The organism is Aminobacter niigataensis, assembly GCF_946995915.1.
Classification (GTDB): Bacteria; Pseudomonadota; Alphaproteobacteria; order Rhizobiales; family Rhizobiaceae; genus Aminobacter; species Aminobacter niigataensis.
The window spans coordinates 4,058,126-4,074,968 of the sequence record NZ_OX341517.1; the positions used below are offsets into that span (position 1 = coordinate 4,058,126).

General features: G+C 63.1%; 16 protein-coding genes. 6 read left to right on the forward strand and 10 right to left on the reverse strand.

What is annotated here, in order from left to right; translation table 11 throughout:
- Positions 1 to 84 precede the first annotated feature (84 nt).
- Positions 85 to 2,148: an excinuclease ABC subunit UvrC gene (uvrC, locus tag O1Y97_RS19805; RefSeq protein ID WP_318762106.1), complete on the reverse strand. Its 2,064-nt coding sequence runs from the start codon at positions 2,146 to 2,148 to the stop codon at positions 85 to 87.
- Entirely contained in the window at positions 2,145 to 2,909 is a 765-nt protein-coding gene (locus O1Y97_RS19810) for an SDR family oxidoreductase (protein ID WP_318762107.1), read from the reverse strand. The genes uvrC and O1Y97_RS19810 overlap by 4 nt, the downstream gene beginning before the upstream one ends.
- Positions 2,910 to 3,329: 420 nt before the next feature.
- Between O1Y97_RS19810 and O1Y97_RS19815 the strand changes: the two genes are divergently transcribed.
- On the forward strand, positions 3,330 to 3,989 hold the full coding sequence (locus tag O1Y97_RS19815) for an outer membrane protein (RefSeq protein WP_318762108.1): 660 nt from the start codon (positions 3,330 to 3,332) through the stop codon (positions 3,987 to 3,989).
- 65 nt (positions 3,990 to 4,054) lie between these two features.
- Here O1Y97_RS19815 and O1Y97_RS19820 read toward each other — a convergent pair whose 3' ends face one another.
- From O1Y97_RS19820 to O1Y97_RS19845, 6 genes are all read right to left on the reverse strand, one after another.
- The gene (locus tag O1Y97_RS19820) at positions 4,055 to 4,654 is read right to left on the reverse strand and encodes a glutathione S-transferase (RefSeq protein WP_318762109.1); all 600 of its coding nucleotides are present in this window, start codon (positions 4,652 to 4,654) and stop codon (positions 4,055 to 4,057) included.
- Between the two features lie 66 nt (positions 4,655 to 4,720).
- Entirely contained in the window at positions 4,721 to 5,425 is a 705-nt protein-coding gene (locus tag O1Y97_RS19825; protein ID WP_404801205.1) for a ribonuclease T2 family protein, read from the reverse strand.
- 18 nt (positions 5,426 to 5,443) lie between these two features.
- A complete protein-coding gene (locus O1Y97_RS19830; protein ID WP_183262161.1) occupies positions 5,444 to 5,890 on the reverse strand; it encodes a hypothetical protein in 447 nt (148 codons plus the stop codon).
- Between the two features lie 53 nt (positions 5,891 to 5,943).
- Positions 5,944 to 6,804 carry a 23S rRNA (adenine(2030)-N(6))-methyltransferase RlmJ gene (locus tag O1Y97_RS19835; protein WP_108608688.1) on the reverse strand — a complete coding sequence of 287 codons (861 nt, stop codon included), beginning with the start codon at positions 6,802 to 6,804 and terminating at the stop codon, positions 5,944 to 5,946.
- Positions 6,801 to 7,424 carry a hypothetical protein gene (locus O1Y97_RS19840; RefSeq protein ID WP_318762111.1) on the reverse strand — a complete coding sequence of 208 codons (624 nt, stop codon included), beginning with the start codon at positions 7,422 to 7,424 and terminating at the stop codon, positions 6,801 to 6,803. Before O1Y97_RS19840 ends, O1Y97_RS19835 begins: the two co-directional genes overlap by 4 nt.
- Positions 7,425 to 7,490: 66 nt before the next feature.
- A complete protein-coding gene (locus O1Y97_RS19845) occupies positions 7,491 to 8,177 on the reverse strand; it encodes a TetR/AcrR family transcriptional regulator (protein WP_318762112.1) in 687 nt (228 codons plus the stop codon).
- Positions 8,178 to 8,261: 84 nt separating this feature from the next.
- Here O1Y97_RS19845 and O1Y97_RS19850 point away from each other — a divergent pair, with 84 nt between their 5' ends.
- Complete coding sequence (locus tag O1Y97_RS19850) at positions 8,262 to 8,753, forward strand: carboxymuconolactone decarboxylase family protein (RefSeq protein WP_318762113.1); 492 nt, start codon at positions 8,262 to 8,264, stop codon at positions 8,751 to 8,753.
- Between the two features lie 46 nt (positions 8,754 to 8,799).
- Here O1Y97_RS19850 and O1Y97_RS19855 read toward each other — a convergent pair whose 3' ends face one another.
- Positions 8,800 to 9,249, reverse strand: a complete 450-nt coding sequence (locus O1Y97_RS19855) for a DNA polymerase III subunit chi (protein ID WP_318762114.1) — start codon at positions 9,247 to 9,249, stop codon at positions 8,800 to 8,802.
- 35 nt (positions 9,250 to 9,284) lie between these two features.
- The gene (locus O1Y97_RS19860; protein ID WP_108608692.1) at positions 9,285 to 10,781 is read right to left on the reverse strand and encodes a leucyl aminopeptidase; all 1,497 of its coding nucleotides are present in this window, start codon (positions 10,779 to 10,781) and stop codon (positions 9,285 to 9,287) included.
- Positions 10,782 to 11,097: 316 nt separating this feature from the next.
- Between O1Y97_RS19860 and lptF the strand changes: the two genes are divergently transcribed.
- From lptF to O1Y97_RS19880, 4 genes are all read left to right on the forward strand, one after another.
- Positions 11,098 to 12,297, forward strand: coding sequence for an LPS export ABC transporter permease LptF (gene lptF, locus O1Y97_RS19865; RefSeq protein ID WP_318762115.1), 1,200 nt, complete (start codon positions 11,098 to 11,100; stop codon positions 12,295 to 12,297).
- Entirely contained in the window at positions 12,294 to 13,382 is a 1,089-nt protein-coding gene (lptG, locus tag O1Y97_RS19870; protein ID WP_183262172.1) for an LPS export ABC transporter permease LptG, read from the forward strand. The genes lptF and lptG overlap by 4 nt, the downstream gene beginning before the upstream one ends.
- Before the next feature lie 13 nt (positions 13,383 to 13,395).
- Entirely contained in the window at positions 13,396 to 15,786 is a 2,391-nt protein-coding gene (locus O1Y97_RS19875; protein ID WP_318762116.1) for an LPS-assembly protein LptD, read from the forward strand.
- Positions 15,787 to 15,906: 120 nt separating this feature from the next.
- The gene (locus O1Y97_RS19880; RefSeq protein WP_108608696.1) at positions 15,907 to 16,842 is read left to right on the forward strand and encodes a peptidylprolyl isomerase; all 936 of its coding nucleotides are present in this window, start codon (positions 15,907 to 15,909) and stop codon (positions 16,840 to 16,842) included.
- Position 16,843: the final 1 nt, after the last annotated feature.

Below are 16,843 nucleotides of genomic sequence, written 5' to 3' on the forward strand. Positions count from 1 at the left end.
GCCTTAGTGAAATCAGAAGGGCGGGCTGGGGGTCAACTGCCTATCGATAGTCCAGGCGGTCACTGGACGGCAATCCATCGTTCATCACCCATTATCGTGAAAATGGTTGTAAACAAGGCGTGCAATCGACTCCGAAATACCTTCCACCGCCATCAAGTCGTCAACCGCTGCCCGGCTTACCGCCTTGGCCGTGCCGAAGGCATGCAACAACGCGCGTTTGCGCGAGGGGCCGATTCCGCCGATCTCGTCGAGCGGGTTCTTGACCATCTCCTTCTTGCGCCGCGCCCGGTGCGAGCCGATGGCGAAGCGATGCGCCTCGTCGCGCATGCGCTGGACAAAATAGAGCACCGGGTCGCGCACCGGCAGCGAGAACGAATCCTTGCCTTTGACGAAGAAGCGCTCGCGCCCGGCCTCTCGATCCTGCCCCTTGGCGACGCCAATCGCCACGACGCGATCCTCGACACCGAGTTCGGCAAGCATGGCGCGCACTGCGCTCATTTGCCCCTGGCCGCCGTCGATGAGGATGACGTCCGGCCAGGCCGGAAAGGCGCCGTTGCCCTCCAGGCCGTCTTCGGATTCGACGTTCTCGTCACCATGTTCCTTGAGCAGCCGCGAGAACCGCCGCGTCATCACCTCGCGCATCATGCCGAAATCGTCGCCGGGCGTGATGTCGGTCGAGCGGATGTTGAACTTGCGATACTGGTTCTTCACGAACCCTTCGGGCCCGGCCACGATCATGCCGCCGACCGCATTGGTGCCCATGATGTGCGAGTTGTCGTAGACCTCGATGCGCACCGGCGGCTTTTCCAGCCCGAAGGTCTGGGCGAAGCCATCCAGCAAGCGCGCCTGCGTCGACGTTTCGGCCAGCCGGCGCCCAAGCGCCTCGCGGGCATTCTGCAGGGCGTGATCGACGATATCCTTTTTCTCGCCGCGCTGCGGCACCGAGATCGCCACCTTGTGCCGGCCGCGGGTAGACAGCGCCTCGGCCAACAATTCCTGTTCCTCGACCGCATGCGACAGCAGGATGGCGCGCGGCGACGGCTTGTCGTCGTAGAACTGGGCCAGGAAAGAGCCGAGCACCTCTGCCGCTTCCAGCGACGGATCGGCCTTGGGGAAATAGGCGCGGTTGCCCCAGTTCTGGCCGGTGCGGAAGAAGAACACCTGGATGCCGGTCTGGCCGCCCTCCTGATGGATGGCAAACACGTCGGCCTCGTCGATGGTCTGCGGATTGATGCCCTGGTGGCTCTGCACATGCGACAGGGCGGCGAGACGGTCACGATAGACCGCGGCACGCTCGAAATCGAGTTCTTCCGCCGCCTGCTGCATCTGGCCGGAGATCTCGGTCTTCACCTTCTGGCTGCGGCCGGACAGGAAGTCCTTGGCCTCGTCGACAAGCTCGGCATAGCCCTCGCGCGAAATCTCGCCCGTGCAGGGAGCCGCACAGCGCTTGATCTGGAACAGCAGGCATGGTCGCGTGCGGTTGTCATAGAAACTGTCGGTGCAACTGCGCAGAAGGAAGGCCCGCTGCAGCGAATTAATGGTGCGACCGACCGCCTGCGCCGAAGCAAACGGGCCGAAATAATCGCCGCCCTTGCGCGAGCGCGCGCCACGATGCTTGTAGATGCCCGGCGAGGTATGGTCGCTGGTCAGCATGATGTAGGGGAACGACTTGTCGTCGCGCATAAGCACGTTGAAGCGCGGGCGAAGCCGCTTGATGAGGTTTGCCTCAAGCAGCAACGCCTCGATCTCGGTGCGGGTGACGACGAATTCCATAGTCGCCGTCTCGCGCACCATCTTGCCGATGCGGTTGGTGTGGAACCGCCCCTGCGCGTAGTTGGTGACGCGCTTCTTCAGGCTGCGCGCCTTGCCAACGTACAGCACGTCGCCGGCGGCATTCATCATGCGGTAGACGCCCGGGGCATTCGGCAGGCGCTTGACCAGGGTCTGGATCACCTCGGCGCCGACCATGCCGTCGGCGTCGCCAGCATGCGCGGTCCAGTCGATCGCCGTGAACGGAAGGTCGGGCCCGCCCGGAGCAATTGCCTCCTCCACCGCCTCGTCGTCGTCGAGTTCGATGTCGGGCATGTCGTCTGTAGCCTTGCCGCCTCCTGCGGGGCTCGGCTTGCTATCGGACTGGCGAGGGCTCATTCCACCATGCCTGTCACATCCGGCGTCTGCCAGGCAAGATGCTGGCCGCCATCGAGCGCGATCATCTGGCCGGTCACCGAGCGCGCCTGCCAGAGATAACGGATGGTCTCACCGAACTCCTGCAGGCTCGGCCCGCGCTTCAAGATCAGGCCGTCGAGTTGGGCGCCAAAGGCATCGGCGTCCTGCCGCGAACTGGGCAAGGTCGGGCCCGGGCCAATGGCGTTTACGCGGATTCGCGGCGCGAGCGCCTGCGCCATGGTCCTGGTCGCCGCCCAAAGTGTTGCCTTGGACAGCGAATAGGAGAAATACTGCGGCGTCGGCTTGAGCACACGCTGGTCGATGATGTTGACGATCAGCCCCTCCGCCCCCTCGGGCAAGGCTGCTGCAAAATTCTTGGCGAGCAGCGCGGGCGCCTTCACGTGCAGGGCAAAATGGCGGTCCCAAGTCTCCCAGCCGAAATCCGTCACCTGATCGCCTTCGAAGACGGAAGCGTTGTTGACCAGCAGGTCGATCGGCCCCAATGCGGCCCCGGCTGCGGCAAGCAAACCGTCCACGGCAGCCATGTCGGCGAGGTCGGCCTGCACCACTGCGGCGCGGCCACCATTGGCCTTGATCGTGGCGGCAAGATCATCGGCTGCCTTGCGCGCATGGTTGCAGTGGATGGCGACCCCGAAGCCGTGCGCGGCAAGGTCCTCGGTGATCGCACGACCGATGCGCTTGGCCCCACCCGTCACCAGCACGTTGCCTGCCATGTTCGCCATCCAGTATCCTTCCTCTCATGCTATCCGCCGGCTTCCTCGGAGGCAGGCGCGGTTACGTCTCGGTAACCTATGTAAAAAGCGGTTCATCGATTTGGCAGCAATGTGGCGAGAGCCTCAAATGCCACCCCAAGACCTTTCCGCGAACCATGCGGCCAAGCGAGATATAGAACGCCCAATCCCATGTACCAAGCGGCCTGCGGCAAAAGGCAGGCAAAGCTCCTGACAAGGTTGTTGTATTAGAGCAACGTCATGCTTCAGCCTCATTTGCGCCGGGCAATCACCTCACTTCAGGTTCGGTTCAGCCGCATTTCGACACGACATTCGGAACTGTTCGGCGCCCAGACCGTTTCTCCCCCCGGACGGGCTAGGGGCGCCATTTCTAAAAAGAGCCAGTGTCTAGTTGGCTTAAGGAGTAAAACAATGACTGCCATACTCAAGCACGCCCGTCCGCTCGCGGCCGCGTTCGGCCTGGTCGCGCTGGCGTCGATGCCAGCTTTCGCTGCCGACGTCGTCATGGAAGAGCCGCCGGCACCTGCCGCTCCGATGGAGCAGCCCCCGCTCAACACCTGGTCGGGCCCCTACGCTGGTGTGTTCCTCGGCTACGGCTTCAGCGGCGAGTCCGATGTCGGTGGTACCAATGTCGAAACCGATGGTTTCCTCGGCGGCGCCTTCGTCGGCTACAACTACCAGATGGACAACTTCGTGGTCGGCGCTGAAGGCGACATCGGCTACAGCGGCGTCGAAGGCGACAACGGCGGCCTGAACGTCAAGTCGGGCTTCGAAGGCTCGCTGCGCGCCCGTCTCGGCTATGCGGTTTCGCCCGACATCCTGCTCTACGGTACCGCCGGCGGCGCCGGCAAGCGTATCGAAGTCAGCGATGCCACCACGGAAGATTCGAACACCGCGCTTGGCTGGACCGCTGGCGTCGGCACCGACGTCAAGCTGACCGAGTCGGTCTTCGGCCGCGTCGAGTATCGCTACACCGACTACGGCAGCGACGACTTCGCCCTGAGCGGCGGTTCGACCGAAGTGTCGAGCAAGGATCACCGCGTCCAGTTCGGCGTCGGCATGAAGTTCTGATCCACAAGATCAGCACCAACGGAAAAGCCGGGCTTCGCGCCCGGCTTTTTGTTTCCCTTGGGCAATTACCCCTGCGGCACGACCGCCTTCAGGTCCGGAAACTTCTCGTCGAAGCGCACGGCCCAGCGCTTGAGGCGCGGGCGACCCTTCTCCCACTTGCCGGCGAAGCGGAGATCCATGTAGCCGATGGTGACTCTGAGCGCGATCTGGCCGGCACTGATCGCCTTCGGCAGCTTGGGCGGGTTGGCGTTCAAGAGGTCGAGTGCGCGCGTCACCTTCGACCACTGCTTGTCGATCCACGGCTGGTGGACGATCTCCTCCGGCCGCGACCGGCGCTCGTAGACGATCGCCAGAAGGCAGTCGCAGATACCGTCGGCGAGCGCTTCGAGCCGTTCGGCATCGAGCCGCTTTTCAGCATTGCGCGGGAACAGCTTGTTGCGGGAAAGCCTGTTCAGATACTCCGTGATCACCCGACTGTCGTAGATGCTTTCGCCTTCGTCGGTGATCCACACCGGGATCTTGCCGAGCGGGTTGGCGTCCGTCAGCAGCGCCGGTTGCGGCCCGGTCTCGACGGTGACGGATTCGACCGGGATGCCGGCATAGGCGGCCGCCATGCGCACCTTGGCGCTGTAGGGCGAAGCGGGCGAGTAGAACAATTTCGGCATCGAGGGCTCCCTTTGGCGGCGGACCATATTCCGCACTATTCTTTCCGGCAACGCGGCGCGCGCCGATCAGCGGCCGCGCACAGGCGGCATCACCACCTTGTCGAGGCGGCAGGCACGCCGGTCGACCTCGGCGCAGGATCGAAATTCGAGATCCTTGGTCATGCAAATCCGCACCTCGCGCAGGTAGCGGCGGTCGCAGGCCACCGCCACGGCGTCTGCTTGCAGTCCTGGGTTCGACTGAAGGAACGCGCCCTCCGCCTGGCCCGGCGCCAGTGTGCGATAAACGTCCAGGCGCTTGAATTCCCGGGGAATTTCGACCTTTTGCCGCGCGGCGCGCAGGACCTCGAAGTAGTCGGCCTGGCTGAGGCCAGAACATGTGCCGTGCTTGCGCCACTGATGGCGGATGAGCCCGGCCGACGGCATCAGATCGTAAAGGCCGCGGAGCGCCTCGTTTGAGACATTACTTGCTCCCGCCTGGCAATTCTCGGGATAGCCGCGTTCATATTGCGGCCAAAGGCCGTGGACGACGAAGGCATAAGGCCGGCCGGCGCGGCATTGCTGACCGTTGGCCTGTTCGCCCTCGGCCTCGCAATAGCTCGGCGACCACGACAGCGACAGCACGTAGAAGTCAAAACCCTGGCCACGCGGTACGGGAGCTTCAGCCGTCACCGCCGGTTGGGTTTCCTTGGATGCCTCGTCGGACGGCGCACAGGCCGACAGCGCGAGCAACACCGCAACCGCCGATGCTCGCGCAGACGCCAACCGTCTCATCGTGAAGCCCGGCCAGGCTCAGCGCAGAACGCGGCAGCGCCCGTTGTAGACGTACCAGCGATCGAAGCCCGAGACGCAGAACTCGACATTGTCGCCGATGGAGGCAAAGCCCATGCCTTCTTCGATCAGGTACCAGATGTCGCGGTCGCCGCCGTCCGACAGCGTCACCGTCGCACCGCAATAGCGCCGGCCGATCGGATGGCTCTCGTCAGCGGGCAGATAGCGGTGTTCGTGGATGCGCTGGAAATCGGTGATCCCAACCTGGGGCAGGTTCGGCACGTGGCGAACCTGGTAGCTGAACCGGCTGGTGATGCGATTGAGCACCGAGGCGTTGCCGCAAATGCCGGGATCGCCGGCATAGTCCGAAGAGACTGAGAGATCGGCGGCCTGCGCGGAAACCGCGCCCAACCCGGCCGCTCCGAGGCCGATCATTGCGGCAATGATGCTACTGGCGACGCGACTCATGGTTCCCACTCCAAGGCTGATGCAATTCAGTTTGCGGTTTCGCCGCGCTGCGGTCAAGAAGCCGGCGTTTCGCCTGCCAGCCACTCGACTGTCCAGCGCGCCCTTGCATCCTCGCCGAGAACCTTGCCGAGCGCCGGCAGCATCACTGCAAGTTCGCTCTCCAACTGGAAAGGCGGATTGACCACGACCATGCCGGTGCCGTCGAGCCGCGGCTCCGATGACGGCGGGCGGATGTAGAACTCGATGTCCATGATCTTGGGGATGCCCGCACCGGCAAGTGCCTCGCGGAATGCTGCCACGGCCTTCCGGTCCTTGACCGGATACCACAGGGCGAAGATGCCGCCCGGCCAACGCCTGTGCGCCTTCTTCAGCCCTTCGACCAGGCGATCGAACTCGCCCGCGATCTCGAAGGGCGGGTCGACCAGCACCAGCCCGCGCTTTTCCTTGGGCGGAAGGTGCGCGCCCAGCGCCAGCCAGCCGTCGAGTTCGGTCACCCGTGTCTGGAAGTCGCCCTCGAACAGATTGGCCAGGATTTGTGAATCTTCAGGATGCAACTCGATGGCCGAAAGGCGGTCCTGCTTGCGCAGCAGGTGCCGCGCGATCAGGGGTGAGCCCGGATATTTTTCGATGCCACCATCTGGATTCACCGTACGAACGGCTGCGAGATACGGCGCAAGCAGCGCGGCAGCGTCGGCAGGCAGGGTCGCATCGATCAGGCGGCCGATGCCGTCATGCCATTCGCCGGTTTTCTGCGCTTCCTCGGACGACAGGTCGTAGAGGCCGATGCCGGCATGGGTGTCGATGACGCGAAAGGCCTTGTCCTTACGCTTGAGGTATTCGACCAGCCGGGCGAGCACGGCGTGCTTGACCACGTCGGCAAAATTCCCGGCATGGTAGACGTGGCGATAGTTCACGACTGGCTGTCCCTGCCCCGGCCCCAGCGCGTCGGCGGCGGTTGCGAATTGGGGTTTTCGGGTCGGCTGCCCTTGCCCCGGCGCAGCGACAACACCAGGCCGACGAAACCGACCGCCATCAGCGAAAAGCCGATCGGTTGGGCGCGTTGGTCCGCTTCGCCAGCGCCCGAACGCAGGATGAGGTCGACACGCTGGATCTGGACGTTGTCGTTATCGCCCGGCGCGACGACGAAACGGTAGCTGCCCGCCTTCACGTCGCGGATCAGGCCGGCATCGTCGCGGAACACCGGATCGGGCAGTTGAGGACTGCGCTCGCGCGGTGTCGTGTCATAGAAGTTGAGGGCCTGGGCCAGCACGGTTTCGCCGCGCGTCGAGGCCGTCATCGTCAGGATCGCCCGCGCCGGCTGGACCACAGGAGGGGCCAGCGTCGTCAGGTCGACCAGCACGCGCACCGGTGCGTCGGCGGTCGCCAACGCCACCTCGACCGGGCGAAAGCTGCCACCGCGATCGTAGACCCGGTACGCCCCGATCTCGCGGCCGGTGAAGTTGGTTGCCGCCCATGGATAGATGATGCCGAGGCCAGTGCCGGCAAGCAGGATAAGAAGAAACAGGAACCGCATGGCGCTCGAAACTCTGTGGCTGCTGCCCAACGCGAGGCGGCTGGCCGGATGGAAGTAGCCTCCCTACTACGGCTTTTGGCCGGCGCCGGAAAGTCCGGCATGGCCATTGCCTGCAACTTCGAGGCCCATTTCGTCGAGCATCATTTCGAGGCCCATCTCGAAGGTCTTGTCGAACTCGCTCGGGGCGAAGTACGGGCCGGCCGCAGCCACATTGGGAAAGTCGCTGCGCAATTGTTCGTCGTCGACTTTCGTCACCGACGACGGCCCCCTGGCATAGCCTGCCGTTTCATCGAGGATGGCGCCCATCAGATAGTAGCCGACAGCGCGGAACAGGCGCGCCGAGCGCTCCCGGCCGAAGCCGCCGTCTTCGAACAAGCCGATCACGCCATCCAGCCACTTCAGACATTTCGGCGAATTCATCCGGTAGGTCACGATGAACGGCGCGAATGCGGGGTATTTGCGCGCCATGGCACGATAGCCATGAAGCACATTCCTGACCCTTTGCCGCCATGGGAGGTCACGGGGCGGTATCTCCAATTCGCCGATGAGCTTATCGACCAGCGCCTCGAACAGATGCGCCTGGGAGGGATAGTGGTGGTAGATGCTCATCGCCTCGCAGCCCAGTGCCTGCGCCAGCTTGCGCATCGAAAAGCCCGACAGCCCTTCGCGCTCGATGACCTCGAACGCCGAGGTCTCGATCCTGTCGCGCGACAGCTTCCCGCGCGCTCGCTTTTTGTTGATCGGCTTGTCCATCGCTTCGCTTGACAACTTACACTGTAAGGCTCATCACTAGGATACCTTACACCGTAAGGTAAAAATGATCCAGAGGAGGAAGTCATGTCGCTCTTCGACGCATCCGCCCTCGCCTCGTTCCGCCGCACAATGACGGTCCTGGCCGGCGCAGCAGCCTGTTCAGCCACATTCGCATTGATGCCGCTTTCCGCCCATGCCGACGACTACGACGCCACGCTTCAAGACATCCAGAAGTCGATGGGCGGCGTGCCGAGCTTCGTCAAGCAGTTCCCGAAGGCCGGCCTGCCCGGCGCCTGGTCGGAACTCAAGGCGCTCGAGTTCAGCGACAAGACCGCGTTACCGGCGAAGACAAAGGCGCTGATCTCGCTGGCAGTCGCTGCACAAATCCCGTGCACCTATTGCATCTGGGCCGACACCCAGAGCGCCAGGCAGGCAGGCGCGACCGACGAAGAGATCCAGGAAGCCGTGGCGATGGCCGCGCTGACTCGCCACTGGAGCACTGTCTTCAACGGCATGCAGGTCGATTTCGAGACCTTCAAGAAGGAACTCGGCGGCGAAATGAGCGCTGCCAAATAGCTGGCTCCAGCCATAAGGCGGTCCGTTCGCAGGCCGCCATATTGCCTCAGGCCTTGCGTTCCCAGCGGCGGTCGGGCGTCTGCTGCCAGTAGGTCACGGTGTGCCCGCCGTTCTTCATCGTCTTCCAATGTTCACGTGCACCTTCGAGCTGCGCTGCGTCGTGGCCATCGAACAGGAAAACGGCACGTTGATAGGGTCCGACATCGGGCGGAGCCGCCCCATCGACCAGAAAGCGGATCTCGGCCGCATTCGGATTGCCTTCACCTGTCGTCAGCACCACGGGCTGATCCGCCGCATGCGGTTCGCGATCGCTGCCATGGGCCAGGAACGAATCGTCGCGGAAGCTCCAGAGATGGGCATCCAATGCATCGCGCCGCTCCTCGGTGCCGGTCTGCACTACCGCTTTCCAGCCGCGTTGCAGGCTGCGCTCGAGCAGGCCCGGAAGGGCATCCTCGAGCGTCGATTCGGTCAGGTGGTAGAAAAGGACTTCGGCCATTGCTCAGTTCGCACCCAGGGCCGATTTATCCAACCTCACCCTTCGTAGTGGTCGCGCACCAGCCTGTCGAGCAGCCGCACGCCATAGCCCGAGCCCCAGGACTGGTTGATCTCGCTGGCCGGCGAGCCCATCGCGGTTCCGGCGATGTCGAGATGCGCCCAGGGCGTCTCCTTGACGAAACGCTGGAGAAACTGCGCCGCGGTGATCGAGCCACCGAAGCGGCCGCCGATGTTCTTCATGTCGGCGTTCTTGGAATCGATCAGCTTGTCGTATTCGGAGCCGAGTGGCATGCGCCACAGCTTTTCCTGCGTCGCGGTACCCGACGAGGTCAGGCGCCCGGCAAGCTCGTCATTGTTGGAGAACAGCCCGGCGTGGCTCTGCCCGAGCGCCACCATGATTGCGCCGGTCAACGTCGCCAGATTGACCATGAACTTCGGCTCGAAGCGCTGGTTGCAGTACCAGAGCGCGTCGGCGAGCACGAGGCGCCCTTCGGCGTCGGTGTTGAGCACCTCGATGGTCTGGCCCGACATCGAGGTGACGATGTCGCCAGGACGCTGGGCGTTGCCATCGACCATGTTCTCGACCAGGCCGATGATGCCGACCACGTTGACCTTGGCCTTGCGCGCGGCAAGCGCATGCATCAGGCCGGTGACAGCGGCGGCGCCCCCCATGTCGCCCTTCATGTCCTCCATGCCGGCGGCCGGCTTGATCGACACACCACCCGAATCGAAGACCACGCCCTTGCCGACGAAGGCCACCGGCTTGTCCTTGGCTTTGCCGCCGTTCCACTGCATCACAGCCATGCGCGGCGGACGCACCGAGCCCTGCGCGACGCCGAGCAGCGCGCCCATGCCGAGCTTCTTCATCTCTTTTTCGGTCAGGATTTCGACCTTGACGCCAAGCTTTTCCAGTTCCTTGGCCTGGGCGGCGAACTCGACCGGACCAAGCACGTTGGCCGGTTCGTTGACCAGGTCGCGGGCCAGCAGCACGCCGCCGACCACCGCCTCGATGTCGGCGAAGGCCTTCTTTGCCGCCACCGGATCGGCGCAATGGATGGTGACCTTCGCAGGCTTCTTGTCCTCGGCCTTGCCGTTACCATTGTCCTTCTTGGTCTTGTACTTGTCGAAGGTGTAGCTGCGCAGCAGGATGCCGGCTGCAACAGCAGCGGCGGCAGCGCCGTCGACTGTGGCGCCCGGAATGTCCAGGACCACACCGATCTCGGTTGCCTTGCGCAATTGTGCCGCCAGCGTGCCGCCAAGCTTCAGCCAGGCATACTCGTCGAGACTGGACGTCTTGCCCACGCCGACAGCCACCAGCCGGTCAACGCCAGTGCCTTCCGGCGCCAGGACTTCAACGACGCCACCAAACTTGCCGTTGAAGTCGGCGACCGGAAAGGCGCGGTCGAGCGTCTTGGCCGGATCGTTGCCGCGCGCGATCTCGCTCAGCGCGCCATCTTCGGCGGAGAAGACAAAAACGCTGCCCTTTTTCGGCGTGCCGGCCTTGGCGAAGCTGATCGACGGCTTGGAGGTCATGATGTCCTGCTTTCGGATCCCGTTCAGATGGAGCGCGACATTTGGTCGTTTTCAAAAATTTGGCAAGCCTCCCGTCATCTTGGCCCGATATGATTAAAGGTGAAAAAAGGTGGGAAACCTTGCGTTAACCACCTCTGTTCGGCCTTTCTTAGCCATTGGCGCCGAGAGTCGCGGCCGGTAGGAGATGGGTGTTGGAACGATGCCGGCTTGAAGGGGCCGGTTGTGCCGGCTTGCCTTGGACTATACCTTAGACACCTGCTGGTCACTCGACGTCCCGTCGGCCGGCCAAGTCGGAAACACGGAATCCTGATCATCGATGAAGGTTGTTGAGCGCTACATCCTGCGTCGTGCGTTCGCGGTTTTTATCGCGGCGCTGACCTGGACCTTGGTGATCGTCTGGACCACCCAGGTGCTCGGGCGAATCGACCTTGTCACCGACAGCGGCCAGTCGGCGCTGACCTTCTTTGAGGTCGCAGCCCTTATCCTGCCCACCCTCATTCCGATCGTCGTGCCTTTTGCGGTGACAATCGCGGTGGCGTTGACGCTAAGCTCGATGAACAGCGATTCCGAACTTGTGATCCTCAACGCCGCCGGCGCTTCGCGGATGACCGTGATCCGGCCCATCCTCATCCTGGCCATCGGCGCCAGCCTGTTCGCCTTCCTGGTCCACAACATCGCCGATCCGATGGCGCGCCAGCGCAACCGCGAACTGATCGCGACCTCGCGCGCAGATCTCTTGTCGCTTATCATCCAGGAAGGCACGTTCCGCAAGGTCGACGAGGGTCTCTTCGTCCAGGTCGGCGAGCGCCTGCCAAATGGCGGCCTTGGCGGCATCTTCGTCGCCGATTCTCGCGAACCCAACATTGATCTCGTCTACTACGCCAAGGACGGCTCCTTCGTGGAGCGCGACAGCAAGCAGATGCTGGTGATGAATGACGGCGTGATCCACCGCAAGGCGCCAGGCGGCGAAGTGTCGGTGATCAGCTTCGATTCCTACGCATTCGACCTCAGCGAGTTCTCCGCTGCTGCGAAGGAAGTCACGATGCAGCCGAAGGATCGCTCGACGGCTTACCTGATGAACCCCTCGCCAAGCGACAAATATTACCAGCGCAATCCCCGGCTGTTTACCGCCGAACTCGACCGCCGGTTCACCGAGTGGCTCTATCCGATCGCCTTTGCCCTCATAGCGCTGGCCGTGGCAGGCGACGCGCGATCACATCGTGAAGCGCGCATCCATCCGCTTGTCACCGCCATCACCATCGCGCTGTTCTTCCGTTGGCTTGGCTTCTTCGCCGGCAGCAAGGCCGAGACGGTGGCGTGGGTCCGCTACGTAGTCTACGCCGTACCCATCGCCACGTCGCTGATTGCCATCTGGTTCATCCGCACCAATCGCAGCATGGAACTGCCGGTTTCGGTCGCCGACCGCATCGCGTCCGTCGTGGCGCAGATCCGCGACAAACTCACGGCTTTGCGCTTGCGGTTCGGCGGCGGTGCTCCGCGCCAGGGAGCAGCATGATGGGCTGGACGCTCGGGCGCTATTTCTTCTTTCGCTACGCCACCATCACAGCGTGGTTCTTCATCGGCATTTTCGCGCTCATCTTCATCATCGACGTCACGGAATTCTCAAACAATGCCGGCGGCGTGCCGGGCTTCAAATTCAGCATCGCGCTGACAGTTTCGGCACTGCGCGTACCGATGATCATGCTGCAGGTCGTTCCGTTCGTCGCCCTGTTCAGCGCCATGGCAACGCTTGTGTCGCTCAACCGGCGCTATGAATTGGTCATTGCCCGCGCCGCCGGTATTTCGGCATGGCAGTTCCTGCTGCCATGCTGCCTCGGCGCGTTGCTCTTCGGCTTCATCACGGTCGGCGTGCTCAACCCGATCGCGGCCTACGGCTTCTCGCACTCGGAGTCGCTGGAGTCGGAGCTTCGCTCACGCCAGTCCAATTCGGTTTCGGCATTTTCGGCGCCATGGCTGCGCCAGAAAGCCAACGGCACCGAGGTCATCATCGGCGCCCGGGCGGTTCTCAATCAGGGGATGGAACTGTCGGACGCAGTGTTTTTCGTCTTTGACGCCGACGGCAACATGGTCGAACGCAAGGATGCCGAGCGCGCCTATCTGCGCGACGGTCATTGGGAACTGGTCAACGTTCGAAGCATGAAGGGTGGCGAGAACTTCACCTCCGAAGCCACCGCCGAGGTGCCGACGAATCTGAAGCCGGAATTCGTCCAGGAGCGGCTGGCGCGGCCCGAAACCATTCCTTTTTTCCAGCTTCCGTCGAAAATCGAAGTGGCACGGTCCTTCGGGCTCCGGGCGAATGCTTTTGCCATGCAATTTCATTCACTTGTCGCACTTCCCTTCCTGCTGGTCGCGATGACGCTCATTGCTGCAACAGTGTCGATGCGATTTGCGAGGATGGGGCAGTCCGGAACGATGATTCTGGGTGGCGTCGTCGCCGGCTTTCTGCTTTATGTCGTTTCGGTTCTGGTCAAAGCATTTGGCAATGCGGGATTCGTGCCGACTTATATTGCGGCGTGGCTTCCAGTTGTCGTAGCAATGTTTTTCGGGGTGACTTTCCTGCTCTACAACGAGGATGGTTAGTGTGAGGGGCGCAATGGCCAACCGCAGGACTGCCCGCAGGGCACGCCTATTCGGGGCGACTGCGCTTGCATGCCTGTCTGCATGCGCGCTTCCGTTCGCACCAGCTTACGCACAGACCGTCGCCGATCTCGCGCCAAGCGTGCCCGAGGGCTCGCAGATGCTGCTCGAGGCCGACACGCTGGTCTATGACAACGACGTCCAGACGGTCACCGCCGTCGGCGGCGTGCAGATCGACTATGCCGGCAACCGCCTCGTCGCCCAGCGCGTCACTTACGACCGCAAGACGTCGCGACTAATCGCCAGCGGCAATGTCGAGATCGTCAATTCCGACGGCACCAAGATCTTCTCGCAAGAGATCGACATCACCGACGACTTCGCCGATGGCTTCGTCAACGCGCTGCGCGTCGAGACCGTCGACAAGACCTACTTTGCGGCCGAGAGCGCCAAGCGCGAAGGCGGCATCCTGACGACGTTCAACAACGGCGTCTACACGGCCTGCGAACCTTGCGAGCAAAAGCCCGACAAGGCGCCGATCTGGCGCATCAAGGCTCAGAAGATCATCTGGAACGGCGAAAAGAAGACCGTCCGTTTCGAAAACTCGAATTTCGAGTTCTTCGGTTTCCCGATCGCCTTCCTGCCCGCCTTCGAGATCGCCGACCCGACGGTGAAGCGCAAGAGCGGCTTCCTGATGCCCGGCATCAGCTACAAGAGCGAGCTCGGCGTCGGGGTTTCGATCCCCTATTATTTCGCGCTCTCGCCGACCTACGACCTGACCATCAAGGGCACCGGCTACACCCGCCAGGGCTTCCTCGGTGAGGCCGAGTGGCGCCAGCGCTTCAACAATGGCCAATACAGCCTGAAGATCGCCGGCATCCACCAGATGAACCCCGACAAGTTCGACGCCAACACCGTCGACAGCGGGCCTACTGGCGACGCGAACAAGCTGCGCGGCATGGTCGGCACCAAGGGCCGTTTCGACCTCAATCCGCGCTGGGCCTTCGGCTGGGACATCCTCGCCCAGTCGGACAAGAATTTCTCCCGCACCTACGGCATCGAGGGTTTCGCCGACAGCACGCATCGCTCCGAGGTCTATCTCACCGGCCTCAACGACCGTAACTATTTCGACCTGCGCGCCATGCGCTTCCAGGTCCAGGAAGAAGCCCTTGATCAAGATATTGATCCGACGAGTGAAGCGCGTGCCGACAAGCAGCCCTGGGTGCTGCCGTCGCTCGACTACGCCTACATTCCCGACGCGCCGCTGGCCGGCGGCGAACTGTCGTTCGACCTCAATGCACGCGTCATCCGCCGCACCGAGCTCGATTCCGCGATACCAGGTTTGAACGGCCCGACAATTCACGGCCTCGAAGGAACGTCCAGCCGCATCACCGCCGAAGCCGAGTGGAAACGCACGATCGTTACCGAAGGTGGCCTGCTCGTTACACCGTTGATGGCTTTCCGCGCCGACGGCAGCTACCTCGACGCCTCCAGCGCCTCGCTGAACGCCATCAACAACATGGCCATCGATCCGGACATTGGCGTTGCGGCAGACGTACGCTCATCGCTGTTCCGCTACATGGCGACGCTCGGTCTCGAACTGCGCTGGCCGGTGCTGTTCTCGTCGACGAGCTCGACTCATGTGCTCGAACCGATGGCCCAGGTCTTCGCCCGCCCGAGCGAGAGCGCCATCGGCGGGCTCGGCATCCCCAACGAGGATGCGCAGAGCTTTGTCTTCGACGCGGCGTCGCTGTTCGAACGCGACAAGTTCTCGGGCTATGACCGTATGGAAGGCGGGACGCGCGCCAATATCGGCCTGCGCTATTCCGGCAGCTACAGCAACGGCTGGACCACCAACGCGCTTTTCGGCCAGTCCTACCAACTCGCCGGCGACAACTCGTTTGCCGCGCCCGATCTGGTCAACGCAGGCGCCTATTCCGGCCTGGAAACCGATACGTCCGACTATGTGGCGCTTGCCGGCATCGCCAGCCCGAACGGCTTCTCGGCCTCGGTCAGCGGCCGCTTCGATGAGCAGAGCCTCGACGTCCGCCGCGCCGAAATGAAGGTCGGCCTCGATGCGCGCCCGATCGCCGTTTCGGCCCGCTACGCCTTCATCGATGCGCAGCCGCTCTATGGCTTCAAGGACGACCGTCACGAGGTCACGCTCGGCGCCACGGCGCGCTTCAACGACGAATGGCGGGTGTTTGGCTCCGGCACCTACGACATCAAGAGCGACCTGCTCGTCAAGAACGGTGTCGGCTTCGCCTATGACGATGAGTGCTTCACCTACATGATGACCTACGCCGAAAGCCGCGATCACAACGATCCTGACGACGTCACACGCTCCGTAGGCTTCAACATTTCGTTCCGCACGCTCGGCGATCTCGGTACGGCGAAGAACAGTTTCTAAGGCAGCCAGAGAACGATGCCAGGGCGACCTGACATCGTTTTGCCGCATAACGCGGCCATTGGACGGGGCAACATGCATTCGGGCAATGCTCGGATCTGGGGTTTGAACGGGACTTTATCGATGCGGAAGCACCTCTTTTCGGCAGGCCTCGCCCTGCTCGTGGCGGCAACGTCGCTCTCGATGACCGCTTATGCGCCTCCGGCCCAGGCGAGCGAGATCAAATACATCGTCAACGACGTGCCGGTTACCAGCTACGACATCCAGCGCCGCGCCGCGTTTCTCAAGCTGCAGAAGCGCAAAGGCAATGCCGGCGAGGAAATGATCGAGCAGACGCTGCGCCAGGCCGAAATGAAGCGGCTCAACATCCGCATCTCCGACAAGCAGGTCGACGACGCCTATGCGCGCTTTGCCGGCTCCAACAAGCTCAAGCCCGCCCAAATGGACCAGATCCTGGCCCAGGCCGGCGTGACGAGCAGCCATTTCAAGGACTACATCCGCACGCAGATGGGCTGGAACCAGGCGCTCAGTTCCCGCTTCCGCGCCGAGGGCAGCGGCGGTGGCGGCACCAGCGAGCAGGACGCCGTCCGGCGCATGCTGCAGCAGGGCGGCGCCAAGCCGAGCGCCACCGAATACATGCTGCAGCAGGTGATCTTCGTCGTGCCGGCATCCGAGCGCGGCTCCATCGGCAAGCGCAAGCGCGAGGCGGATGCCATGCGTGGCCGCTTCAACGGTTGCGAGCAGACGCGCGAATTCGCCAGGGGCCTGCTCGACGTGACCGTGCGCGATCTCGGCCGCGTGCTTGCACCGCAATTGCCGCCGGAATGGGCCGACCAGATCAAGAAGCTCAAGGCTGGCGGCGCAACCCCGGTGCGTGAGACTGACCGTGGCGTCGAGTTCATCGGCGTTTGCAGCGCCCGCGAAGTGTCCGACGACAAGGTCGCACAGATGGTCTTCCAGGCCGAGGGGCTCGGCAAGGAAGGCAACGAAAAGGCCGACGAGCTCAGCAAGAAGTACATCGAAGAACTGCGGGCCAAGGCTCGCATCGTCAACCGCTAGG